This is a genomic window from Rhizobium croatiense (assembly GCF_019793465.1).
Taxonomy (GTDB): domain Bacteria; phylum Pseudomonadota; class Alphaproteobacteria; order Rhizobiales; family Rhizobiaceae; genus Rhizobium; species Rhizobium croatiense.
In genome coordinates this window covers 152,250-174,670 of sequence record NZ_JAILYJ010000013.1, presented here as the reverse complement: position 1 = coordinate 174,670, position 22,421 = coordinate 152,250, and the positions used below count along the sequence as shown (strand labels likewise).

Genomic DNA, 22,421 nt, shown 5'->3' with positions numbered 1-22,421 from the left:
TGGCGTTATCGGTCTATCAACAGATTCTATCAGTCATTAAACTGTGATGAGGCTTGCCTGAGTCGCTGCTGCATGCATTCGGCAGTTGATTCGTCGCGCAACTGGGACTAATTAAGGCATTCCGTGGTGATTTGGCCGGCCGGCTTGCAGCCACGTTAAAAAATTCGCTAAAGGGCCGCGTGCGGACCGGTAGCGATTTTTTGTCGCCGCCGGTTTTTTATTTTTGATCGAGTGACCGCAATGCCCATCAAGATCCCCGATACGCTGCCCGCTTTCGAAACCCTCGTCCAGGAGGGTGTACGGGTAATGACCGAGACGATGGCGATCCGTCAGGATATCCGCCCGTTGCAGATCGGGCTGCTCAATCTCATGCCGAACAAGATCAAGACCGAACTGCAGATGGCCCGCCTGGTCGGCGCCTCGCCGCTGCAGGTGGAGCTATCGCTGATCCGCATCGGCGGCCACAAGGCGAAGAACACCTCCGAAGATCACCTGCTTGCCTTCTACCAGACCTGGGAAGAGGTAAAGCAGCGCAAATTCGACGGCTTCATCATCACCGGTGCGCCGATCGAACTCCTGCCCTATGAAGACGTCACCTATTGGAAAGAGATGCAGGAGATTCTCGACTGGACGGAAACCAACGTCCATTCGACGATGAACGTCTGCTGGGGCGCGATGGCGGCGATCTATCATTTCCACGGCGTTCCGAAATACGAGCTGAAGGAGAAGGCCTTCGGCGTCTACCGCCACCGGAACCTGAAGCCTTCCTCGATCTATCTCAACGGCTTTTCCGATAATTTCGAAGTGCCGGTGTCGCGCTGGACGGAGGTGCGGCGCGCCGACATCGAGAAATCCGAAAGCCTGGAAATTCTGATGGAATCGAGCGAGATGGGCGTCTGCCTCGTGCATGAGAAAAGGGGCCGGCGGCTCTACATGTTCAATCATGTCGAATATGATTCTACCTCGCTCTCGGACGAGTATTTCCGTGATGTCGACGCCGGCGTGCCGATCAAGATGCCGCACAATTACTTCCCGCATAACGATCCGGCGCTTGCGCCGCAGAACCGCTGGCGCAGCCACGCGCATCTCCTGTTCGGCAATTGGATCAACGAAATCTACCAGACGACGCCCTATGACGTCGAAGAGATCGGCATGGACCTCTGAGCGGATGAGCGGATGCCGCGGCATTTCTTTCTGATCCGAGCGGTTGCGGATTGAAGCAAATGCAGGCAGGTTCCGGTCCTGAACCCAAGGATAGAACGGAACGGATGTCGATCATGTCGGAGAAGTTGGAACGGGAAGTTTTCGGGCAGACGAAGGCGGGCGAGACCGTCTATCGCGTCGTCATCAAGGGCGGCGGGCTGACGGCCAAGATCATCAGCTGGGGCGCGGTCATCCAGGATCTGCGCCTTGAGGGACATGACGCGCCGCTCTCGCTCGGCTTTGAGGATTTCGACAGCTATCCGCTCTATTCCGATTATTTCGGCGCGACGCCAGGCCGCTGCGCCAACCGCATCGGCGGCGGTAAATTCACGCTCGACGGCAAGGACTATCAGCTCGAGCCGAACGAAAACGGCGTCACGCATCTGCATGGCGGCAGCGACAATATCGCCAAACGCAACTGGACGATCGTCGAGCATGCCGTCGACCGCGTGGTGCTGAAAATCGTCGATCCCGATGGCCGCGCCGGCTATCCCGGCAATTGCACCATCCAGGCAACCTTCTGGGTGCACGGCAACGGCGAACTGTCGGTGACCTATGAATCGACCAGCGATCAGCCGACGCTCGCCAATGTCTGCCAGCACGCCTATTTCAATCTCGACGGCCGCGAGGATGCGCTTGGCCACGACATCATGATCGCCGCCGATCACTATCTGCCGACCGATGAGAGGCAGGTGCCGACCGGCGAGATTCGGTCCGTTGCCGGCACGGAATTCGACCTCCGCGAAATGGCGCCGATGAAGCGTTTCGTCGGCAGCGAGCAGGTGCTGTACGACCATAATTTCTGCCTGTCAGCCGAACGCACCGCCAAGCGCAGCGTCGCGCTCGCCCGCAGCCTTTATTCCGGTGTGTCGCTTGAGGTGCGCAGCACCGAGCCGGGCGTGCAGTTCTATGCCGGTTTCAAGCTGAACACCGGGGCTCCCGGCCTCGGTGGGCGCAAATACGGCCCCTTCGCCGGCTTCTGCCTGGAAACGCAGGTCTGGCCGGATGCCATCAATCACCAAGGTTTCCCGAATGCTGTGCTGCGCCCTGGCGAAGTGCTGCGCCAGGAGACGGATTATATCTTTACCAAGAGCTGAGCGTCCGCCGGACGAACGCCTGTCAAATTCGAGCGTTATGAAACCCTCTCCGGACGCTCGCCGGGGAGGGTTTTTCTATCGGCAGTCGATTGCGTCTTGCCGATTGGTTCTAAATAGGTTCTATTGCCTGCCCATGGATAGAACCAGTCTGATAGCGGAGCTGAATAGCCGCGGTCTGCGTGACGCGGGCCTGACCGGACCGCTCTACAAGCGGCTGGCGCAGGCGCTGACCGGCCTTGTGCAGGAAGGCCTGCTGAAGCCCGGCACAGCGCTGCCGGGCGAGCGCGACCTTGCCGAGGCCATGAAGCTAGGCCGCGTCACCGTGCGCACCGCCTATCGCGATCTGATGGCGTCGGGCGTACTGGAATCGCGCCACGGAAGCGGTACTTTCGTATCGAGCAGAGTGGAGCGCATGGAACAGTCGCTCTGGCGGCTTTCCTCCTTCTCCGCCGACATGCGCTCGCGCGGGCGGCTGCCGGCCGCACGGATCTTGTCACGGTCGGTCAACACGCCGTCGCCGGAGGAATCCTTCCTGCTCGGCCTCGGTGGCGACGAGCCGGTTCTGCGGCTCGACCGCCTGCGTCTTGCCGACGGCCTGCCGCTGGCGATTGAGCGCGCCGTGGTGCCGATCAAGTTCCTGGGCGACGATGCCGGCGACGAAGGATCGCTTTACGATGCGCTGGCGGCCAACGGCCACAGGCCGGTGCGGGCGCTGCAGCGGCTGACCGCGGTCACCCTCGACCCGTCCTCGGCCGCCATCCTGAACGTCAAATCAGGCGCGCCGGCGCTTCTGATCGAGCGCGTCTCGCGCCTGGAAGACCAGCGCGTCGTCGAATACACCCGCTCGCACTATCGCGGCGATGCCTATGATTTCGTTGCCGAATTGAGAATCGGAGATGACCTATGAGTGAGAACCAGTCGCTGATGCTGCAGGAAGCCGGCCAGTCGCCGGAGGTGGTGGCCACACTTCTCGAAAAGGAAAAGCCGGTCTTTGCCGAGATCGCCCGGCTGTTTTCGTCCGCCCGGCCGAGCGTCGTGACGACGGCGGCGCGCGGCTCTTCGGATCACGCCGCCACCTTCTTCAAATATCTCTTCGAGATCACCTGCGGCGTTCCGGTTGCGTCCGTCGGTCCGTCGATCGCTTCCGTCTACGGCGCCGCGCTCCAACTGAAGGGCGGCGTGCATTTCACTGTCTCGCAATCGGGTGCCAGCCCCGATATCGTGGCCCTGCAGGAGGCGGCCAGGAAGGGCGGGGCGACGACGATCGCCGTCGTCAACGTCACCGACAGCCCGCTGGCGAAACAGGCCGATATCGTTCTCGGTCTTAATGCCGGCGCCGAAAAGAGCGTTGCGGCAACGAAGTCCTTCATCGCTTCCGTTGCCGCTCTTGCCGGCGTCACGTCTGCGATCGGCGGCGCGTTCGACCTGCAGACAGCGCTCGCCAAGCTGCCGGAGGCACTTTCGGCGACCGCCGGGATCGATACGGCGGCAGCCGAAGACGTGCTCTTCCACGCGACCTCGCTCTATACGGGCGGCCGTGGCCCGGCTTTCGCGATCGCGCTTGAAGCGGCGCTGAAGGCCAAGGAAACCGCTGGCCTGCATGCCGAAGCTTTCTCGCTGGCGGAACTGATGCACGGTCCGATGCGCCTGGTGCAGCCGGGTTTCCCGATCGTCGCCTTTGCGCCTGACGACGCGGCCTTCGCCAATAACGGCCAGGCGCTGGAGCGCCTGCAGAAGCTCGGCGCCACCACTGTCGGTTTCTCCACGCAGCCGCTCTCTGGCCTCAATCTGCGGATGCCGACGACGGGCAACGGTCTCGTCGATCCGCTGGTGTCGCTGCTCGTCTATTACCGGCTGATCGAGTCGGTGACGCGCCGTAAGGGCTTCGATCCGGACAAGCCGGCAAACCTGCTCAAGGTGACGGAGACGGTCTGATGGCCCGCAAGATCTTCATCGGCGCCCGTATTTTCGACGGCGAGCGCTTTCATGACGACAAGGCGCTGATCGTCGCCGACGGCCGGGTCGAAGCGATCGTTGCGACAAACGATCTGCCGGACGGCGAGACGTTGACGCTTGCCGGCGGCGTGCTTTCGGCCGGCTTCATCGATGCGCAGGTCAACGGTGGCGGCGGGCGGATGCTGAACGACGAACCATCGGTCGCCTCGATGGAGATCATCGTACAGGGGCATCGGCCCTATGGCACGACGTCGCTGCTGCCGACGCTGATCACGGATACGGCAGAGGCCTCCATTGCCGCGATCGAGGCCGCGATCGAGGCTGTCAAAGGGAACCGCGGCGTCGCCGGCCTGCATCTCGAAGGCCCGCATCTGGCGCCGGCGCGCAAAGGCGCGCATCTGGCCGAATTGATGCGGCCGGTGGAGGACCGTGACGTCAAGGCCTTCATCCGTGCGCGTGAGGCGATCGGCACGCTGCTCGTCACTATTGCCGCCGAACAGGTGACGGTTGCCCAGGTGCGCGAACTTGCAGAAGCCGGCGTCACCGTCAGCATCGGCCATTCCGATTGTTCGAGCGAGGCGGCAGAGGAACGTTTCGATGCCGGGGCGCGCGGCGTCACGCATCTCTTCAACGCCATGAGCCAGCTGGGACATCGCGCCCCCGGCCTGGTCGGCGCGGCGATCGATCATCCCTCCACCTGGTGCGGTATCATCGCCGACGGTCATCACGTCGATCCGAAGGCCTTGCGCACGGCGCTGCGCGCAAAACGGGGCGAAGGCAGGCTGTTCTTCGTCACCGATGCGATGTCGCTCGTCGGATCGGAAGAGGATTCGTTCACGCTGAACGGTCGCATTGTCCGGCGCGAAAGGGGCGGCTTCTGCTCGAAGCTGGTGCTGTCCGACGGCACGCTCGCCGGTTCCGACGTCGACATGATCTCGACGATCCGTTACGGCGTCACTTATCTCGACCTGACGCTCGCCGAGGCTCTTCGCATGGCAACCCTCTATCCGGCGCGTTTCCTCAGGCTTGCCGATCGCGGCCATCTCTCGCCGGGCGCGCGCGCCGATCTCGTCCATCTCACCGATGCGCTGACTGTTACCGCCACCTGGCTTGCCGGCGAAGCGGCCTGACATCAAGGAGACCTGGCATGACTGATATCACCGATGCCTATTTCTCCAATCTGATCGGTCGGCTGGAGACGCTGAAGCAGGTACTTGCCGAGCCGATGGCGCAGGCAGCGTCGGTGATCCTCGATGCCGCCCGCGGCGACAAGCGCGTCTATGTCTTCGGCACCGGCCATTCGCACATGCTGGCGGAAGAGGTGCACTACCGCGCCGGCGGACTCGCCTTCACGGTGCCGGTGCTTGTCGGGTCGGCCATGCTGCACGAGGGAGCGGTCATCAGCTCGGTCTATGAACGCACCCAGGGCCTAGTGCGGCCGATGCTAGAGCGTTACGGCATGCAGCCGGGCGACGTCATTATCATTGCCTCGAATTCCGGTGTGAACGCCGCGCCGATCGAAGCCGCCGACTATGCGCATGAAATCGGCGCCAGGGTGATCGCCATCACCTCGATCGCCTATTCCGCAGCGATCGCCAATGGCCGCCGGCGGCTCGCAGAAGTCGCCGATATCGTGCTCGACAACGGGCTGCCGCCGGGTGATGCCGTTCTCGACCTTGCAGGTACGGGGCTTCGGGTCGGCCCGGTCTCGACAGCGGTCGGGGTCACAGTCATCAACGCGATCTTTGCCGAAGTCGCCTCGGAGCTTGCGAAATCCGGCGATGCGCCGGTCTATCTCAGCGCCAACATGCCGGGGGCAGCGGAAATCAACCAGAAGCTCGTCAAGAAATACCGGCCGCGCAATCCGCATCTCTGATATCGCGGATATAAAAAAGGCCGGTCTGAGCCGGCCTTTTGCGCGAGATGCAACCAGGATCAGTCCTTCGCGCGTTCGACGTAGGAATTGTCTTCGGTCGCGATGACGACGCGGGTGCCGGCATTGATGTGCGGCGGCACCATGGTGCGCACGCCGTTCGACAGCATGGCCGGCTTGTAGGAGGACGACGCCGTCTGGCCCTTGACGACCGGCTCGGTCTCGGTGATTTCGAGCGTGACGTGGCGCGGCAATTCGAGCGCCAGCGGAATGCCTTCATGGATCGACAGGATGCAGGACATGCCTTCCTGAAGGAACGCCTTCTGGTCGCCCATGGTCTCGACGTCGACCACGACCTGGTCATAGGTCGCCGGGTTCATGAAGTGGAAGCCTTCGCCGTCTTCATAGAGATACTGGAAGGAGACGTCTTCGACGAAGGCGCGCTCGACCTGTTCGGTGGTGCGCCAGCGCTCGGAAACCTTCACGCCGTCGACGATGCGGCGCATATCGACCTGGGTGACCGGCGTGCCCTTGCCCGGATGAAAGTTCTGGGCGGTGAGAACGACGTAGAGCTTGCCGTCGACATCGAGAACGTTGCCCTTGCGGACCGAAGAGGCGATGACCTTGACCATAAGACTTCCTTGTAACTCGGCTTTCGGCGTCGTAGAGGACTGTCGAAACGCCCCGAAGACGCAAATGTTTTTCTTTGGGGGCGCAACTAACCTAAAATCCGGGAAATAGCCACCCCCATACCGGCTTGTCCGGCGAAGAAAGCTTGGAATGAACTCTGCGGCCAAAGCGTCCCCCTGGTGGACCCCGTCCGTGCATGCCGATCGCCGCCCGTTCCTCATCGGGCGCAATGCGATCCAGGCCGCGATGCGCGGGTTTTTCGCGCGCGAGGATTTCATCGAGGTGGATACCCAGGTGCTGCAGATATCGCCGGGCAACGAGGCGCACCTGCATGCCTTCGCGACGGAAGCGGTGACGACGGACGGGCAGAGGGCGCCGTTTTATCTGCACACCTCGCCGGAATTCGCCTGCAAGAAGCTGCTCGCAGCCGGTGAGCAACGCATCTCCTGCTTCGCCCATGTCTACCGCAATCGCGAGCGCGGGCCCCTGCATCACCCGGAATTCACCATGCTCGAATGGTATCGGGCGGGCGAAAGCTATGAGAGCCTGATGATGGATTGCGTGCGCATTCTGGCGCTTGCGGCCGAGACGGCGAAGACTGACAGGCTTGTCTATCGCAGCCGTGAGAGCGATCCCTTTGCAGGGCCGGAGCGGCTGAGCGTCGCCGAAGCGTTCGAGCGCCACGCCGGCATCGATCTTCTCGCCTCCGTCGCCGCGGACGGTTCGACCGATCGTGAGCATCTGGCGGCCGAGCTCAGGCGCGTCGGCATGCGTGTGGCCGAAGACGACGGCTGGGCCGATCTTTTCAGCCGGGTGCTGGTCGAAAAGATCGAGCCGCATCTCGGCTTCGGCCGCATCACCATCCTCGACGAATATCCGGTGTCGGAGGCGGCCCTTGCCAGGCCATCAGCCCGCGATCCGCGTGTTGCCGAGCGTTTCGAGGTCTATGCCTGCGGCGTCGAGCTCGCAAACGGCTTCGGCGAGCTCACCAACGCCGCCGAACAGAAGCGGCGGTTCGAGATCGAGATGGCCGAGAAGATGAGGGTCTATGGTGAGACCTACCCGATCGACGAGGATTTCCTGGCGGCACTTTCGTCGATGCCCGAGGCAAGCGGCATTGCGCTCGGTTTCGACCGGCTGGTCATGCTGGCGACGGGCGCTTCGCGCGTCGATCAGGTGCTCTGGGCACCGGTCGCGGAGTATGGCCGATGAACGCCGTCAAACCGCTCAAGAGCGTCGATGATCTTGTGCAGGCAGGACTGGTCTTGCCCGGCGATCGTGCAATGCTCGACGAAGTGGCCGCGCGTTACGCGATCGCCCTGACGCCTGCCGTCACCAGGCTGATCGACCGCGCCGATCCCGATGATCCGATCGCACGGCAATTCGTGCCCGACGCCGCCGAGTTGGCGGTCGCGCCCGAGGAACGCGCCGATCCGATCGGCGATCATGTCCACAGCCCCGTCGAAGGCATCGTTCACCGCTATCCCGATCGCGTATTGCTCAAAGCCGTGCATATCTGCCCGGTCTATTGCCGCTTCTGCTTTCGACGCGAAATGGTCGGACCGCAGGGTCTCGGCACGCTCGATGCGGCGGCGATGCAGAAAGCCTTCGATTACATAGCCGGCCACCAGGAAATCTGGGAAGTCATCCTCACCGGGGGCGATCCGCTGGTGCTTTCCGTGCGCCGGCTCCGCGACATCATGGAGGCGCTGGCGGCAATCGCACATGTGAAGATCGTGCGCTTCCACACCCGCGTTCCCGTGGTCGATCCCGAAAAGATCGACGCGGCGTTGATCGCTGCCCTGAAGGCGAGCGGCAAGACGGTCTATGTGGCGCTGCATGCCAACCATCCGAGGGAACTGACAAACGAAGCGCGCGCGGCTTGCGCCCGCCTGGTCGATGCCGGCATCGCCATGATCAGCCAATCGGTGCTGCTGAAGGGCGTCAATGACGATCCTGACGTGCTTGCCGAACTGATGAAGGCCTTCGTCGAGATCCGCGTCAAACCCTATTACCTGCACCATCCGGATCTCGCGCCCGGCACCGGCCATTTCAGATTGTCGATCGACGAGGGGCAGCGGATCGTCGCGGCGTTGCGCGGACGGATTTCCGGGCTTTGCCAGCCGGCCTATATCCTCGATATCCCAGGCGGCCACGGCAAGGCCGTCATCAGCGAAAGCGTGATCAGGGCAACAGGTGACGGATGTTACTCCGTCTCGGACCATCGCGGCGGCGAGCATTCCTATCCCCCCGCCAGTTGACGCAAAATGGCGCTTTGCGTGTCATTTCTGTACTCATCGCGTCGGAGAGTGCCGCAAGTTCCGTCGGCGAAACTCTATTAAATTATTGATGTAGAATTGTTATTTTTACTCCAGCCGGGCCGATTGCTAAAATCCTAACTGTGAGTGCTAATCATATTTAACCCAACAAATTAGCGGAATGTTCTGTTTTCCGCACTAAAAGAACGCTCATGACAAGGCGATGAACGCCGGTTCGGGATCATGAGAATCTTGGAGTGATGGGATGAATACGACAATCCGCGACCTCGTAGCCAAATTCGGCAAGCTTCCGACGTCGATCGACCAGATCGCCGACGATGCCGATCTTTATGCAGCAGGTCTGACGTCCTTCGCTTCGGTGCAGCTGATGCTCGGCATTGAAGAGGCGTTCGACATCGAATTTCCCGACAATCTCCTGAACCGCAAATCCTTCGCGAGCATCTCGGCGATCGCCAAAACCGTCGATCTCATCCGGGACGGTCGGAAGGTCGCCTGATGAATTTCCCCGTCAAGATCATGCAGGACGGTCTTGTCGCAAGGGTGGCTCGCGTCGCCGAAATCGCGGCCAGACATGCCGATGCCGTTGACGCCGAGGGCCGTTTCCCACGGGAAGCCGTGGATGCCATGAAGGCCGAGAGACTGCTCGGCATTCAGGTACCGCACCATCTCGGCGGTGAATCGGCCTCGATCACCGAGATCGCCGAATTGTGCTCGATGCTCGGCCAGGCTTGCGCGGCGAGCGCCATGGTCTTCGCCATGCACCACATCAAGCTGTCGAGCCTTGTCGAACACGGCGCCGACAGCCAATGGCATTGCCATTTCATGCGTAGCATTGCTGCCGAGCAGCTGCTGATCGCCTCCGCCACCACCGAGGGCGGGATCGGCGGAAACCTGCGCAACAGTATTTGCGCGGTCGAAGTCGACGGCGATATCTGCCGCCTCGAAAAGGATGCCACCGTCATTTCCTACGGCTCGCATGCCGACGCCATCCTCATCACCTCGCGTGCCCACGCCCAGGCCGCCTCCTCCGATCAGGTACTGACGGCCTTCCTCAAGGATCAGTACACGCTCGAAAAGACGCATGTCTGGAATACGCTCGGCATGCGCGGCACCTGCTCCGACGGCTTCCAGTTCAGAGGGCAAGCGCCGGCGCATCAGATCCTGCCGAAGCCTTTCGCGGAAATCGCAGCGCAATCCATGCTCGCTTCCTCGCATCTCCTGTGGAGCGGTGTGTGGTACGGCATCGCCGTCGATGCCGTCGCCCGCGCCCAGGCCTTCGTGCGCGCAGCTGCCCGCAGGGCCCCCGATGCCCGGCCGCCCGGCGCCCTGCGCCTCGCTGAGGTATCGAACCTGCTGCAGATGGTGAAATCGAATGTCGTGGCCGGCCTGAAGGCCTATGAACATGCCAAGGCCGATCCCGACAGGCTGTCGTCGATGGGCTTTGCCGTGGCGATGAACAACGTCAAGATCGCCTCGTCCGAGACGATCCTGGAGATCGTCAACCATGCCATGCTGATCTGCGGCATCATGGGCTACAAGAACGGCACGCCCTTCAGCCTCGGACGCCATCTGCGCGACGCGCATTCCGCACAACTCATGATCTCGAACGACCGCATCCTCGGCAATACGTCGAGCATGCTTCTTGTCCACAAGCAGGACACTAGCCTACTGGGGTAACAGTCATGGATATGCAGACCTCGTTTCTCGACCGGCTTTTCGAAGCCGGCCTGCTGATCGACACGGGCATCGATGGACTCTATGGCCGCAGCGGCCAGTTCGAAGAGGTGATCGCTGCCTTCGAGCGCCTCATCGACAAGGTCGGCGGCGGCGACGGTGCGGAGGCCATGCGCTTTCCTCCAGGCATGAACCGCGCCTTCTTCGAAAAGAGCGGCTACATGAAGAGCTTCCCGCAGCTGGCCGGCACGGTGCACAGCTTCTGCGGTAGCGAACTCGACCATGTCAGCCTGCTGCAATGCATGGAAGTCGGCGATGACTGGACCAAGGGGCAGGAGGCGACCGACATCGTGCTGACGCCGGCGGCCTGCTATCCGCTCTATCCGACGGTCGCCAAGCGCGGCAATCTGCCGAAGACCGGCGGCCTCTTCGACCTGCAATCCTATTGCTTCCGCCACGAGCCGTCGAAAGACCCGGCCCGCCAGCAGCTGTTCCGCATGCGCGAATATGTCTGCATGGGCACCGAACAGCACGTCACCGATTTCCGCCAGCGCTGGATGGATCGCGGCGTCGAAATGATGAAGGCCGTCGGCCTCGACGTGACGATCGATATTGCCAACGATCCGTTCTTCGGCCGCGCCGGCAAGATGCTCGCCAACAATCAGCGCGACCAGAACCTGAAGTTCGAACTGCTGATCCCGATCACCTCGTCCGCCAATCCGACCGCCTGCATGAGCTTCAATTATCATCAGGATGCCTTCGGCGCGAAATGGGGCCTCAACCTCGAAGACGGCAGCGTTGCGCACACCGCCTGTGTCGGCTTCGGGCTCGAGCGCATCGCGCTTGCCTTGTTCCACCATCACGGGCTCGACGTGAAGCAATGGCCGGCCAATGTGCGGAAAGCGCTGTGGGGCTGAGCTACTCGATGACATCGGTATTCCCGGGGATCAGCCCTGAAAGCTACCGGCAGCACGCGCTGCATTCCAGCGAGCGCGCCTGGCCGGAAACCAACTGCTATGTCGACCTGTGGATCGAAGTGCTGGCGACATCAGGCGCGGCACCCGAGGCGATGCTCGGTTTCACCCTGGCGCAGGATTTCGAAGGCGACCAGTTCACCTTCTTCAAGGTGCCGCTCGAGGATCTCGAGACGCTTTACGGAATCCGCGCGACCGAGCTTGCCATCTATGACCGGGTCGAGCGGCATGTCGAGGTGCAGATCGCGCGGGGCCGCCTCTGCCTGATCGAGATGGATTCCTTCTACATGCCGGATACGCGCGGCACTGCCTACCGGCAGGAACACGGCAAGACGACGGTTGCGATCAACCGGCTGGACGTTGCGGCAAAGCGTGTCGACTATTTCCACAATGCCGGATATTTCCGCCTCGAAGGCGAGGATTTCGACGGGCTGTTCCAGCTGCAGCTGACGGAGAACGACCCGCCGTTCCTGCCTTACACGGAATTTGCACGATTTCCGGAAAAGCCTGCCGACGAAGCACATCTGCGCGCGACCGCGCGTCGGCTTGCCGGGGTTCATTTCATTAGGCGTCCAGGACAGAACCCGATCCGCGCTTTCGCCGCCGTCTTCCCGCAACAGGTGGAAGCGGTGGCCGAGCGGCCGTTCGGCTTCTTTCACAAATATGCCTTCAATACGCTTCGCCAGGTCGGCGCCAATTTCGAGCTGGCGGCCGATCACCTGGCGTGGCTCTCCGCGGATGAATTCGCAACGGCCGCCGAGCATGCCAGGCGCATTTCGGACGCAGCGAAATCCGTGCAGTTCCAGCTCGCCCGCGCCGTCGCCCGCCGGAAGTTCGAGCCGCTGCAGGCAGCTCTTGATCCGGCCGCCGATGCATGGGATTTGATGATGGCATCGCTTGCAGAGCGAATCTGAGGCCGGAGATCAGACCATGCGGGGGCGTTTGGCAAGCATCGGAGCCGAGGAAAGCGTGCTTTCCGAAGGCTGGAACCTGGTCCTGACGGAACCGGATGCCTGTGCGGTGCCGCACGACATTCCGCTCTCCGCGCGGTTCATTCCTGCACCCGTTCCCGGCACCGTCGCCGCCGCACTCGAAAGAGCCGGGCTCTTCGACCGGGAAAATCCGGAACCGCTGAACACGAAAGACGCCTGGTATCTCTGCCGCCTCTTCGATGCCGATCCCGGCGAAGCGATCCTGCGTTTGGCGGGGCTTGCAACGCTGTGCCATGTCTTTCTGAACGGTCAGGAAATCCTCTTTTCCGAAAGCATGTTTACGGCGCACGAAATTCCGGTGACGCTTACGGGCGGCGACGAACTGGCGCTTTGTTTCCGTGCGCTCGGCCCGCGTCTGTCGGAGCCCGGCCCGCGCGCGCGCTGGCGGCCGCAGATGATCACGCCGGTCGGCCTGAGAAATTTCCGCACGACGCTGCTCGGCCATATGCCGGGCTGGTGCCCCGATATTCACGCGGTCGGCCCGTGGCGACCGATTTCGCTGCTGCGCCACAATCCCATCTCGATCGACAATGTCTCCATCCGCGCCGTCCTGGACGAGAGCGGCGTCGGCCGGCTGAGCGTTTCCCTGCACAACAATGCCGACAACCCTTCGATGCTGCTGCACTGCGGCGGCATGGAACAGCCGTTCGAGAAGGTCGGCGACAATCATTACTCGGCTATCCTCAAGCTTGCCGACATCGAGCCCTGGTGGCCGCACACGCATGGCGCTCCACGTCTCTACGAACTGACGCTGGTTTCCGACGGCGCCGAGTACTCGCTCGGCAGCACCGGCTTCCGGCGTATCGAGGTCGAGCGCGGCGATGACGGCGACGACTTCGCGATTCTCATCAATGGCGAGCGCGTCTTTTGCCGCGGCGCGGTGTGGACGACGGCGGATATCGCGCGCTTGCCAGGCGGACGGGCGGACTACGAGCCGTTCCTGCGTCTTGCCACTGACGCCGGCATGAACATGATCCGCATCGGCGGCACCATGGCCTATGAGACGCCGGATTTCTTTGCGCTCTGCGATGAGCTCGGCCTGCTCGTATGGCAGGACTTCATGTTCGCCAATTTTGACTATCCGCGCAACGACAAGACTTTTCTCGGTCACGTGCATGCCGAGGTCGAGGAATTCCTGCACGGCGTCCAGGCCTCGCCTTCGCTCGCGGTGCTCTGCGGCGGTAGCGAGATCCACCAGCAGGCGGCGATGCTCGGCCTGCCGATGGAATTCTGGAGCGGGCCGATCACCGATGAGATCATCCCGGCCGTCATCGCGCGCATGCGTCCCGACGTGCCCTATGTCCCGAATTCTCCCTATGGCGGCGCAATGCCTTTTTCGCCGAATGCCGGTATCGCGCATTATTACGGCGTCGGCGCCTATATGCGGCCGATTGCCGACGCCCGCCGTGCCGAGGTGCGGTTTGCCTCCGAAAGCCTCGCCTTCGCACATGTGCCGCAGCAAAGGACGTTGCATCGTCATCTCGACGTGCCGGCCGTCCATAGCCCGCTCTGGAAAGCGCGCGTGCCGCGCGACCGCAGCGCATCGTGGGATTTCGAGGACGTTCGCGACTTCTATCTGCAGCTGCTTTACGGCTGCGATCCGGCCCGGCTGCGCCGCGAGAATCCGGAACATTATCTCGATCTCTCCCGCGCCGTCACCGGCGAGGTATTCGAGGAAACCTTTGCCGAATGGCGGCGCAAGGGCTCCGGCTGCAGCGGCGCGCTCGTCTGGACGCTGCAGGACCTGTTGCCCGGCCCCGGCTGGGGGGTGATCGATTCAACCGGCGAGCCCAAGCCGGTCTGGTATGCGATGCGCCGTGCATTCCGGCCGGTTCAGACTGTCTTTACCGATGAGGGAACCAACGGCCTCGATGTGCATGTCGTCAACGAGACGGACGCCGCACTCGACGTGGAGCTCGAAGTCTTCTGCCTGCGCGACGGCAAGCAGCAGGTCGTCAGCGGCAATACCGGCTTCACGCTGGCGGCAAGGAGCGTGGAACGTTTTGCGGCCACCGCGCTGTTCGGCGCCTTCTTCGATACGACCTATGCCTTCCGCTTCGGCCCGCCGGCGCATGATGTGGGCGTGGCGCGACTGCGCTCGCTCGCCGACGGCGCCGTTCTTGCCGAAAGCTTCCACTTCCCCTTGGGACGCGGCAAAGCGCTTCACGATTCGGGCATTGAGGCATCGCTCGGCAAGGCCGGCGACGATTGGTTCGTCGATCTCAGGACAGACCGGCTGGCGCAATCGGTGCATATCGACGTCGAAGGCTATCGGGCCGACGACGATTGGTTCCATCTGGCCCCCGGCGCGATGCGGCGCGTGAAGCTCCACGCGCTCTCCGGCACGGAAAGCGATCTTCCACCTGCGGGCGAGATCAGAAGTCTGGGCAGTTCACATCGCGTCATGCTCCAGGGCTGATGCTTCCGCCAAAAATAATGCCGACGCATTGAGAAAGACCGTGATTTGAGAACGATATACCGCTTTCTGCGCGCCCATGTCCTGCAGCGGCTGATTCCGCGGTCGCGTCTGGCCTTCAATCCGCGCAGGCCGGTGGAAATCGTCGGCTATCTCTCGATGGCCGTCGGCGTCGGCGAATCGGCAAGGCTCTGCGCCGGGGCTCTGTCGGAGGCCGGGCGGGCGATTTCACTCTCCGACGTCAGCACCCAACCCGACGAGCATTCCTTCGCCGGCTGGACGCCGTCGCGTCTCTCCACCGAACCGCCGGGAAGCCGTATCTGGCACCTCAATCCGCCGATGCTGCCGCGCGCCATCCTGAAGAAGGGCGTCGCGAATTTCACCCGCGCCTTCAACATCGGCTATTTCGCCTGGGAGCTCGAAGTCGTGCCGGCTGAATGGCGCAATGCGATGCATTATATGAACGCCGTCTTCGTGCCTTCGGAATTCACCCGGCGGGCGATCGCGCCGCTGACCAAGGCGCCGGTCATCGTCGTCCCGCATCCGGTCACCGAGGCGGCGGCGACCGACGGCATGCGGCAGAGGTTCGGCATAGAGAAGGACGCCTTTCTCGTCAGCTTCATCTTCAGCGCCGGCTCCTCGATCAACCGGAAGAATCCGCAGGCCGTGATCAAGGCTTTCAGGATATTTGCCGCCGAAGCCCCAAGTGCCGTCCTGCTGATGAAGGCCAGCGGCGATGTGAACAAGGACGAAGGCCTACGCGAGCTGGTTGCCTCGGTTGCGGGCGACAGCCGGATCAGGATCGTCACCGACAGGCTGTCGAACGCCGATATCAATGGCCTCATCCGCTCTTCCGACGCCTATCTTTCGCTGCATCGTTCCGAGGGTTTCGGGCTGACGGTTGCCGAGGCGATCATGCAGCGTACGCCCGTTATCTCAACCGCCTGGTCGGGCACGGCGGATTTCTGCGATCCCGACAATACATGGCTGGTCGACTCTCCCCTCATTCCGGTGGTCGACACCCATCCCGAATTTGCCGGGCTCGCGGGCGCAGTCTGGGCGGATCCCTCTCCTGATGCGGCGGCCGCGCACCTGCAAGACATCTTCCGCGCACCCGAGCGTGCACGAGAGAAGGCCGAGAAGGCGCGGGAGCTCCTGCTGCGATACCTCGCGGAAAACAGCTATGAGAAGGCGCTTCAGACGCTGGCGGCGATGCAGGCGAGCTAAGGCGCCACTCTGCTTTATTTTAACATTTTCGCATTAGAGATGGCGGGTATCAGGCCTTAGGCCGAGCCTGGCGGATGGACGGATGTCGAAGGGTATTATCGCAAATTCGGTGATGAATGCGGCGGCAGGCATGCTGCTGTTGCTGACGGGCTTCGTCTCCTCGATCATCACGGCGCGTCTGCTTGGGCCGGAGGCCAATGGCATCGTCGCCTTCTCGCTGTGGCTGGTGATGACAGGCGCCTCGATCGCGGAGCTCGGCTCCAGCATCACGCTCCTGAAGACCATGCCGCAGCTTTCGGCGGAAGGTTATGACGAGCGCCGCCGGCGAGGATTTGCCGCCATCCTCGTCAGCTTCATGATGTTTTCGACCATCGCGCTGCTGGCGCTTTACGCCCTGTTCTTCCTGACCTCCGAGGAGATGCACTGGGCAGAGACCGCGCCGTCCGTCGCTCTGGTCACGGGCGCGCTGTTTTTCGTCCAGGCGATCGGATCCTTCGTCAAATTCTACCTGATCGGGGAAAAGAAGCTTGGCACCTTTTTTAAGCTGACGGTCGGCGTCTCGATCGTGCAGCTTGCCGGCGTTGCAGCCGGCGCCGTTTTCTATGGCGTCGAGGGGGTTCTCGTCGGTTATGCGCTCGGCCAGCTTGTGCTGTTTTTCGCCACACTGCCGATCCTGCTGGCGCGGCGTGACTGGTGCGGGGTCTCGCTGAAGTACCTCGCCTCGTCCTCCGTCATCCTGTCGATCCAGTTCATTATCGATTCCATCTTCCTCAACCGGCTCGAGCTGCTCTTCCTGCAGCAGTTCTGGTCGGTGGAGATGGTCGGTTACTACGCCGTCGGCCTGTCGATCGCCAATATCGCGCTGCAACTGCCGATTCAGATGACCGGCAGCCTGCTACCCTATTATTCCGAGCGGCGACATAACAGCGACGATTCGACCCTGCCGGTCGAGGTATTCGCCGCCGTCACTCGCAGCATGGCCTACATCGTATTGCCGATGAGCCTCGGGCTTGCGGCGATCTCCAGCGAACTGGTGCTCGTGGTGTTCGGCGAAGCGTTCCGCCGCAGCGGCACGGTGGTGGCGCTGCTGGCGCTGGTGGCGCCCGCCTATACTTTCATGCAGATCCTCAGCCTCTACCTCCTATCGATGGACAGGGCCCGCGCCCGCCTGAATACCAGTGTGATAGGTGGCCTGGTGATGGTAGCGGGTTGTTTACTGATCGTACCTAGGCTTGCCGCCGAGGGCGCCGCGCTGGTGCGCATCCTCGTCTTCGTTGCAATGTCGGTGATGATGATCAGACAGACCGGATTCGGATCCCAGCTTTCGGGTCTCTATAGAAGCCTGACGAAGGTGACGCTCGCCTCCGTGCTCTGCGCTTGCGGCGCCATTTCCGCGCTGGAATTTGTCCATGGTCCGGCCGGACTGGTCGGCGCGATCATCGCCGGCACGTTCTGCTATTTCGCAGCGCTGCGGGTGTTGCGGGCCGTACCGGCCGAAGATGTTGACGTCATGCGCTCCATTCTCGACAAGATGCCGTCCGTGCTGCGCAAGCCGGTCGGGCACGCAATCAATTTCATTGCGCCGGCGCTTCCTGGCGATCCCGATCGCGCCAAGGTCGCTCCCGGCGAGTTCTCGCTCGAACCGGCCGAGGGGGCTGGACGCAGCGCTGCCCTGCCTGTCGTCTTCGACGGTACGATCGGCCTGTTCATGCCTGAGAATGCAGGGGTGAAGAAGCGGTCGGCCGCCGTGCTCTTCGTTAGCCCCTGGGGTTTCGAGGAGATGTGCAGCCGCAAGTTTTTCCGTGTTGCGGCTGAGCATTTTTCGGATATCGGCGTGCCGAGCCTGCGCTTCGACTATCGCGGCACCGGCGATGCGCTCGATTTCGACGCGCTGCCGGCAAGGCTGGAAACCTGGGAAAATTCGATCCGCGCGGCGGCCGCCAAGCTGAAGTCGCTCACCGGCTGCGACCGTATCGTCCTCATCGGTCAGGGCCTCGGCGCAACGCTTGCCCAACGCATCGGCTCTTCGATCGACGGCGTCGACAGCCTCGTCATGCTGGCGCCGGTGCTGAGCGGCCGGGCCTATCTGCGCGAACTCACCATGTGGTCGAAGATCATCGATGCCGATCTCGGCCTCGGCAAGGAGCATGTCCAGACCGCCAAGGTTCAGATCGCCGGGCTCGTCATGCCCGAGGAGATCGCCGGCGAGCTCGGCAAGCTCAACATCACCTCGCCGCAGGGGTTGGCGGCGTCCCGCTATCTGATCCTCGAACGTCCCGCCAGGGCCGACGATACCGCCTTTGCCGACACACTGAAGGCGCTTGGCGCCGATGTCGAGCAGACGGTTTTCGAAGGCTATGACGAGCTCGTCACCAATCCGCTCTTCGCCAAGATCCCGATGGCTGTCGTCGATCTGCTGACGACCTGGCTGGAGGGGGCCACGGTGGAGACATCCGCCGCCCCTTCGCCGGCAGAAATCGAGAACCCGCCGCTGGCCGGCGATGGTTTTGTTGAAATGCCGGTCCGCTTCGGAAGCCATGGTCACCTGGTCGGCGTCGTCAGCCGGCCGCCCGGCGAGATCAACGGCAGTGCCGTGCTCTTCCTGTCGACGGCCTATGACCGGCACGCCGGCTGGGGGCGGACGACGGTTGATATGGCGCGCGAGCTTGCGCGCCAGGGCGTGGTTTCGCTGCGCTTCGATTCCGCCAATGTCGGCGACAGTCCGCCGCGGCCCGATGCACCGGAGCAGGTGCTCTACTCCGATACGCAGACCGCCGATGCGGTCGCCGCGCTCGATCTGCTCGAGGGCATCGCCGCCGGCCCGGTGATGGTGGCCGGCCGATGCAGTGGCGGCTATGTCGCCTTCCGCGCCGGCGTCGCCGATGAGCGGCTGAAGGCCGTCGTGTCGATCAATCCCTTCGTTTATTACTGGGATCCTGAGATACCGGTGCGTAAGGAACATGTTGTCTCCGTTCCCCGCAGCCTTGATGATTACGGCCAGCGCCTGGCGCGGCTCGATACGCTAAAGCGGCTGCTGCGCGGCCAGGTGGATGTCGTCTCTGCGCTGCAGAACATGGTCATCGCTGCCGGTCGTCGTCTGTCCCCATGGATCGCGCCGCTGCTCGAGCTCCTCCCCGATCGGCGCCACATCGCCCGCGAAGTCCGGCATTCCTTCGCTGAGTTCGGCAAGCGCAAGGTGCCGTTGACGCTGATCTACAGCGAAGGCGACGTTGGCCTCGACCACGTCTATTTCCACTTTGGACCACGCGGTGCCAAGCTTTCCCGCTATCCGAACGTGCGGCTGCTGATGCTGCCGGACGCCGATCACAATCTGACGCCGCCGCAATCACGCAGGTTCGTACTCGATGAGATTATCCGTCTCGCCAAAGCGTGACGGAATTTCAGGCCGCAGGATCAAATCCGGTCGGCAGCGGCGACGTTCAGCGATCGATAAAGATCGACATAACGTCCGGCGACAATATCCCAGGAATAGCCGCGCACGGCGTCGACCAGCTCGGCGCGAACGACATCTGGTTGGCGCGCAAGAGTTTCATAGGCCGCTTCGATCACTGTCGCGGCGGTCTCCGGATGGGTGAAATCGGCTAGCCTGATGACGGGATGCCGGCCGGCAAGCATTGTAAAGGCGTCATTGGCATTCAGCACCGGCAGCAGGCCGGCGCTCATCGCCTCCAGCGCCACCAGCCCGAAACCTTCATACTCCGAGGCGGAGGCGAAGAGCGAGGCCTCGGCGATGATGCGCCGGATGGCGCTGTTGTCGGGCGAGACGTACAGGGTGACGCGGCCGGCAAGGTTGCGGCCTTCGATGGCGGCTTCGACATCAGCCCGGTTCAGGTCGGATTCGGCCCCAACGATGTCGAGATGCCAACCCGCATCGCGGCTCTTCAGTACGGTCATCGCGTCGAGCAGATGCTCCAGCCGCTTGTTCACCGAGAAGCGGCCGATGGTGACGATGCGGCGCCTTGGCCGCTGCGACGCGCTGCCGGCGAACTTGCCGATATCGGCGCCGTTTTCGATCAGCAGGCTGTCCGGCGCGATTTCGGAGAACTGCTTGAGATCGGAGGCGCTGCAGCAGACGACGTGCCGATAGGCCAGTGCGGAAGCTCGGGTCAGCGTACGGAACCAGATCTTCTTGATCGCGGCGTATTTCCGGGTGTGGAAGAATCCGCCATGGGTGGTGACGATCATCGGCTTGCGATGCAGCCGCCGGCCCCAGGCGAGCGCGTCGAAGAAGAAATCGATGGCATGGACATGCACGAGATCGGCATCGGCCAGATGGCGGAAAACCTTGGGCGCCAGCGGATAACGGCTGCTGCCGGACCAGGGAATGCGCACCACCTCGATGCCGTCGATGTCTTCGCGCGCCGGCAGTTTTTCCTTCGGTGCGGTGAACAGCGAATCGAGTGTGACGACACGAACGCGATAACCGCGCCGGACGGTCTGGCGGGCAAGATTGGCGACCACATCTTCCAGACCGCCGCGATTGGGCAAAAACTGGCGCACGACATGGACGATCAGCGGCGCGGTTTCCGGCTGCGGCCTCTCGCGCACCCTGTCTGCCTCGACGATCGCCATTTTCCACCTATCGCTGCGCACGCCGCCTCCTGTCGAGGCGGCTTCTTATAGCAACGATGAGATATCTCAGGCGTTAAGCTGCAGTTTCAGCGACGTTGGGAAAGGCGATTCTTCGCGAAAAGGGTTAACCGCGTCTGACGGAGCTCAGAGCATTTCCGTTTTTCTTCGAATCACGGAAATGCTCTGTCTTTTGTTTTTAAGCAATTCCCGGCAAAAGCGCCTCGCGCTTTGCCTGGCAAAACCGCTGCACACTTTTGCTGAAATTGCTTTAGAAGGCCTTGAAGGTCAACGTCGTCAGCGAGCGGACGATGCCGGGAATATTGGCGAGGTTGTCGTTGATGAACTTGCCGATGTCCTGGCCTTCCTCGATGTAGACCTTCAGCAGCAGATCGTAGTCGCCGCTGGTGGAATAGAGCTCCGAAACCAGTTCGGTCTGGTAGATGGCGTCGGCGACCTCATAGGTTTTGCCGGGGGCGCATTGGAGCTGTACGAAGATCGGCTTCATGGGATTTCCTGCAGAGGTTGTTTGGCTGATATAATGGTCGAAAGCGCCATGCCGATGCAAGCCGTTCCTCACGCAGCCGGATTGGCGGCGGCTTCCGCGACGATCCAGTCGCGAAAGGCGGCAAGCGGCGCATAGTCGGCGCGTTCGGGCGGAAAGGCGAGATAATAGCGCTCTCGGCTCTCCATCTCCCGATCGACAGCGGCGACAAGATCGCCGCGCCTGAGTTCCTCCTGCATCAGGAATGTCGGCAGCAGGGCGACGCCGAGACCGGCGATCGCCGCCTGTGCGGCGGTGGCGAACTGGTCGAAGAGCATGCCGTGCACGTTTTCGAAGGGCACGCCGTTGCCGGCGAACCACTGCTCCCAGGCATCCGGGCGCGTCGTCAGATGCATAAGCGGAACGGTGAGCAGATCCTGCGGTTCCGAAATCCGGTGCTGCTTCAGAAAGTCAGGGCTGCAGGCCGGCACCGTGCGCTCCGACATCAAAAAGGCGAGCTCGGCGCCAGGCCAGTGCGGATGACCGAAATGGATCGCGGCGTCGATCGAATCGAGGCGGAAATCGAAGGGCGAAAGCCGGGTCGCCAGATTGATTGTCACACCGGGATTGGCGGCAAGGAAGCGCCCGAGCCGCGGCGCCAGCCAGCGCGTGCCGAAGGTCGGCAGAATGGCGAGATTGAGCGTGCCGCCATGCGGATTGGCGCGCAGGTTCAAGGAGGCGCTCGAGATGCGCCGCAGCGCCTCGCGGATTTCGCGGGCATAACTGTCGCCGGCAAGCGTCAGCCGCATGGTCTGGCGTTCGCGCAGGAAGAGCTCGACGCCAAGCTGCTCCTCCAGCGCGCTCACCTGGCGGCTGACGGCGCTCTGGGTCAGATCGAGCTCGCGCGCGGCAGCCGTGACGCTGCCGGTGCGAGCGACCGCCGCGAAGGCGGCGAGATGTGAAATCGACGGCAGAAAGCGTCTCGAAGTGATCATGATCATTCCGTTTCAGAATGAGCTATTTCCG

General features: G+C 62.5%; 19 protein-coding genes and 1 riboswitch. Of the genes, 15 read left to right on the top strand and 4 right to left on the bottom strand.

The features are described from left to right. The first annotated feature begins 113 nt into the window (after positions 1-113). Positions 114-191, top strand: a riboswitch (SAM riboswitch). 49 nt (positions 192-240) lie between these two features. The 6 genes from metA (at position 241) to K6M89_RS21190 (ending at position 6,132) form a co-directional block, all read left to right on the top strand. Then, positions 241-1,164 (top strand): homoserine O-acetyltransferase MetA, encoded by a 924-nt coding sequence (gene metA / locus K6M89_RS21215; protein ID WP_064683908.1) that lies wholly within the window; start codon positions 241-243, stop codon positions 1,162-1,164. A 113-nt stretch (positions 1,165-1,277) separates the two neighbouring features. Then, positions 1,278-2,300: an aldose epimerase family protein gene (locus tag K6M89_RS21210; protein WP_222140853.1), complete on the top strand. Its 1,023-nt coding sequence runs from the start codon at positions 1,278-1,280 to the stop codon at positions 2,298-2,300. Between the two features lie 133 nt (positions 2,301-2,433). Further along, complete coding sequence (locus K6M89_RS21205) at positions 2,434-3,207, top strand: GntR family transcriptional regulator (RefSeq protein WP_222140852.1); 774 nt, start codon at positions 2,434-2,436, stop codon at positions 3,205-3,207. After that, positions 3,204-4,235, top strand: a complete 1,032-nt coding sequence (locus K6M89_RS21200; RefSeq protein WP_222140851.1) for an SIS domain-containing protein — start codon at positions 3,204-3,206, stop codon at positions 4,233-4,235. Before K6M89_RS21205 ends, K6M89_RS21200 begins: the two co-directional genes overlap by 4 nt. Then, positions 4,235-5,386, top strand: a complete 1,152-nt coding sequence (gene nagA / locus K6M89_RS21195; RefSeq protein ID WP_222140850.1) for an N-acetylglucosamine-6-phosphate deacetylase — start codon at positions 4,235-4,237, stop codon at positions 5,384-5,386. Before K6M89_RS21200 ends, nagA begins: the two co-directional genes overlap by 1 nt. Before the next feature lie 17 nt (positions 5,387-5,403). Continuing rightward, positions 5,404-6,132: an SIS domain-containing protein gene (locus tag K6M89_RS21190; RefSeq protein WP_222140849.1), complete on the top strand. Its 729-nt coding sequence runs from the start codon at positions 5,404-5,406 to the stop codon at positions 6,130-6,132. A gap of 59 nt (positions 6,133-6,191) precedes the next feature. Here K6M89_RS21190 and efp read toward each other — a convergent pair whose 3' ends face one another. Further along, on the bottom strand, positions 6,192-6,761 hold the full coding sequence (gene efp / locus K6M89_RS21185; protein WP_010031711.1) for an elongation factor P: 570 nt from the start codon (positions 6,759-6,761) through the stop codon (positions 6,192-6,194). Between the two features lie 148 nt (positions 6,762-6,909). On the opposite strand from efp, the gene epmA reads away from it, so the two are divergent. From epmA to K6M89_RS21140, 9 genes are all read left to right on the top strand, one after another. Beyond that, on the top strand, positions 6,910-7,971 hold the full coding sequence (epmA, locus tag K6M89_RS21180) for an EF-P lysine aminoacylase EpmA (RefSeq protein WP_222140848.1): 1,062 nt from the start codon (positions 6,910-6,912) through the stop codon (positions 7,969-7,971). After that, a complete protein-coding gene (locus K6M89_RS21175; RefSeq protein ID WP_222140847.1) occupies positions 7,968-9,020 on the top strand; it encodes a lysine-2,3-aminomutase-like protein in 1,053 nt (350 codons plus the stop codon). Before epmA ends, K6M89_RS21175 begins: the two co-directional genes overlap by 4 nt. A 262-nt stretch (positions 9,021-9,282) precedes the next feature. Beyond that, positions 9,283-9,534: an acyl carrier protein gene (locus tag K6M89_RS21170; RefSeq protein WP_010031713.1), complete on the top strand. Its 252-nt coding sequence runs from the start codon at positions 9,283-9,285 to the stop codon at positions 9,532-9,534. Continuing rightward, positions 9,534-10,715 (top strand): acyl-CoA dehydrogenase family protein, encoded by a 1,182-nt coding sequence (locus tag K6M89_RS21165; protein ID WP_222140846.1) that lies wholly within the window; start codon positions 9,534-9,536, stop codon positions 10,713-10,715. Before K6M89_RS21170 ends, K6M89_RS21165 begins: the two co-directional genes overlap by 1 nt. 5 nt (positions 10,716-10,720) lie before the next feature. Beyond that, positions 10,721-11,629 (top strand): amino acid--[acyl-carrier-protein] ligase, encoded by a 909-nt coding sequence (locus tag K6M89_RS21160; protein WP_097583178.1) that lies wholly within the window; start codon positions 10,721-10,723, stop codon positions 11,627-11,629. Further along, positions 11,620-12,600 carry a DUF1839 family protein gene (locus K6M89_RS21155; protein WP_498072975.1) on the top strand — a complete coding sequence of 327 codons (981 nt, stop codon included), beginning with the start codon at positions 11,620-11,622 and terminating at the stop codon, positions 12,598-12,600. The genes K6M89_RS21160 and K6M89_RS21155 overlap by 10 nt, the downstream gene beginning before the upstream one ends. Positions 12,601-12,616: 16 nt before the next feature. Continuing rightward, complete coding sequence (locus K6M89_RS21150; protein ID WP_097583177.1) at positions 12,617-15,097, top strand: glycoside hydrolase family 2 protein; 2,481 nt, start codon at positions 12,617-12,619, stop codon at positions 15,095-15,097. Positions 15,098-15,142: 45 nt separating this feature from the next. Further along, positions 15,143-16,321 (top strand): glycosyltransferase family 4 protein, encoded by a 1,179-nt coding sequence (locus tag K6M89_RS21145; protein ID WP_222140845.1) that lies wholly within the window; start codon positions 15,143-15,145, stop codon positions 16,319-16,321. A gap of 82 nt (positions 16,322-16,403) precedes the next feature. Further along, entirely contained in the window at positions 16,404-19,715 is a 3,312-nt protein-coding gene (locus K6M89_RS21140; RefSeq protein ID WP_222140844.1) for an oligosaccharide flippase family protein, read from the top strand. A 20-nt stretch (positions 19,716-19,735) separates the two neighbouring features. On the opposite strand, the gene K6M89_RS21135 is transcribed toward K6M89_RS21140, so the two are convergent. The 3 genes from K6M89_RS21135 to K6M89_RS21125 form a co-directional block, all read right to left on the bottom strand. After that, on the bottom strand, positions 19,736-20,914 hold the full coding sequence (locus K6M89_RS21135) for a glycosyltransferase family 4 protein (protein ID WP_222140875.1): 1,179 nt from the start codon (positions 20,912-20,914) through the stop codon (positions 19,736-19,738). Positions 20,915-21,182: 268 nt separating this feature from the next. Then, positions 21,183-21,419 (bottom strand): Lrp/AsnC ligand binding domain-containing protein, encoded by a 237-nt coding sequence (locus K6M89_RS21130; RefSeq protein ID WP_010029047.1) that lies wholly within the window; start codon positions 21,417-21,419, stop codon positions 21,183-21,185. Between the two features lie 68 nt (positions 21,420-21,487). Then, positions 21,488-22,396 (bottom strand): LysR family transcriptional regulator, encoded by a 909-nt coding sequence (locus K6M89_RS21125; RefSeq protein ID WP_222140843.1) that lies wholly within the window; start codon positions 22,394-22,396, stop codon positions 21,488-21,490. Positions 22,397-22,421 lie beyond the last annotated feature (25 nt).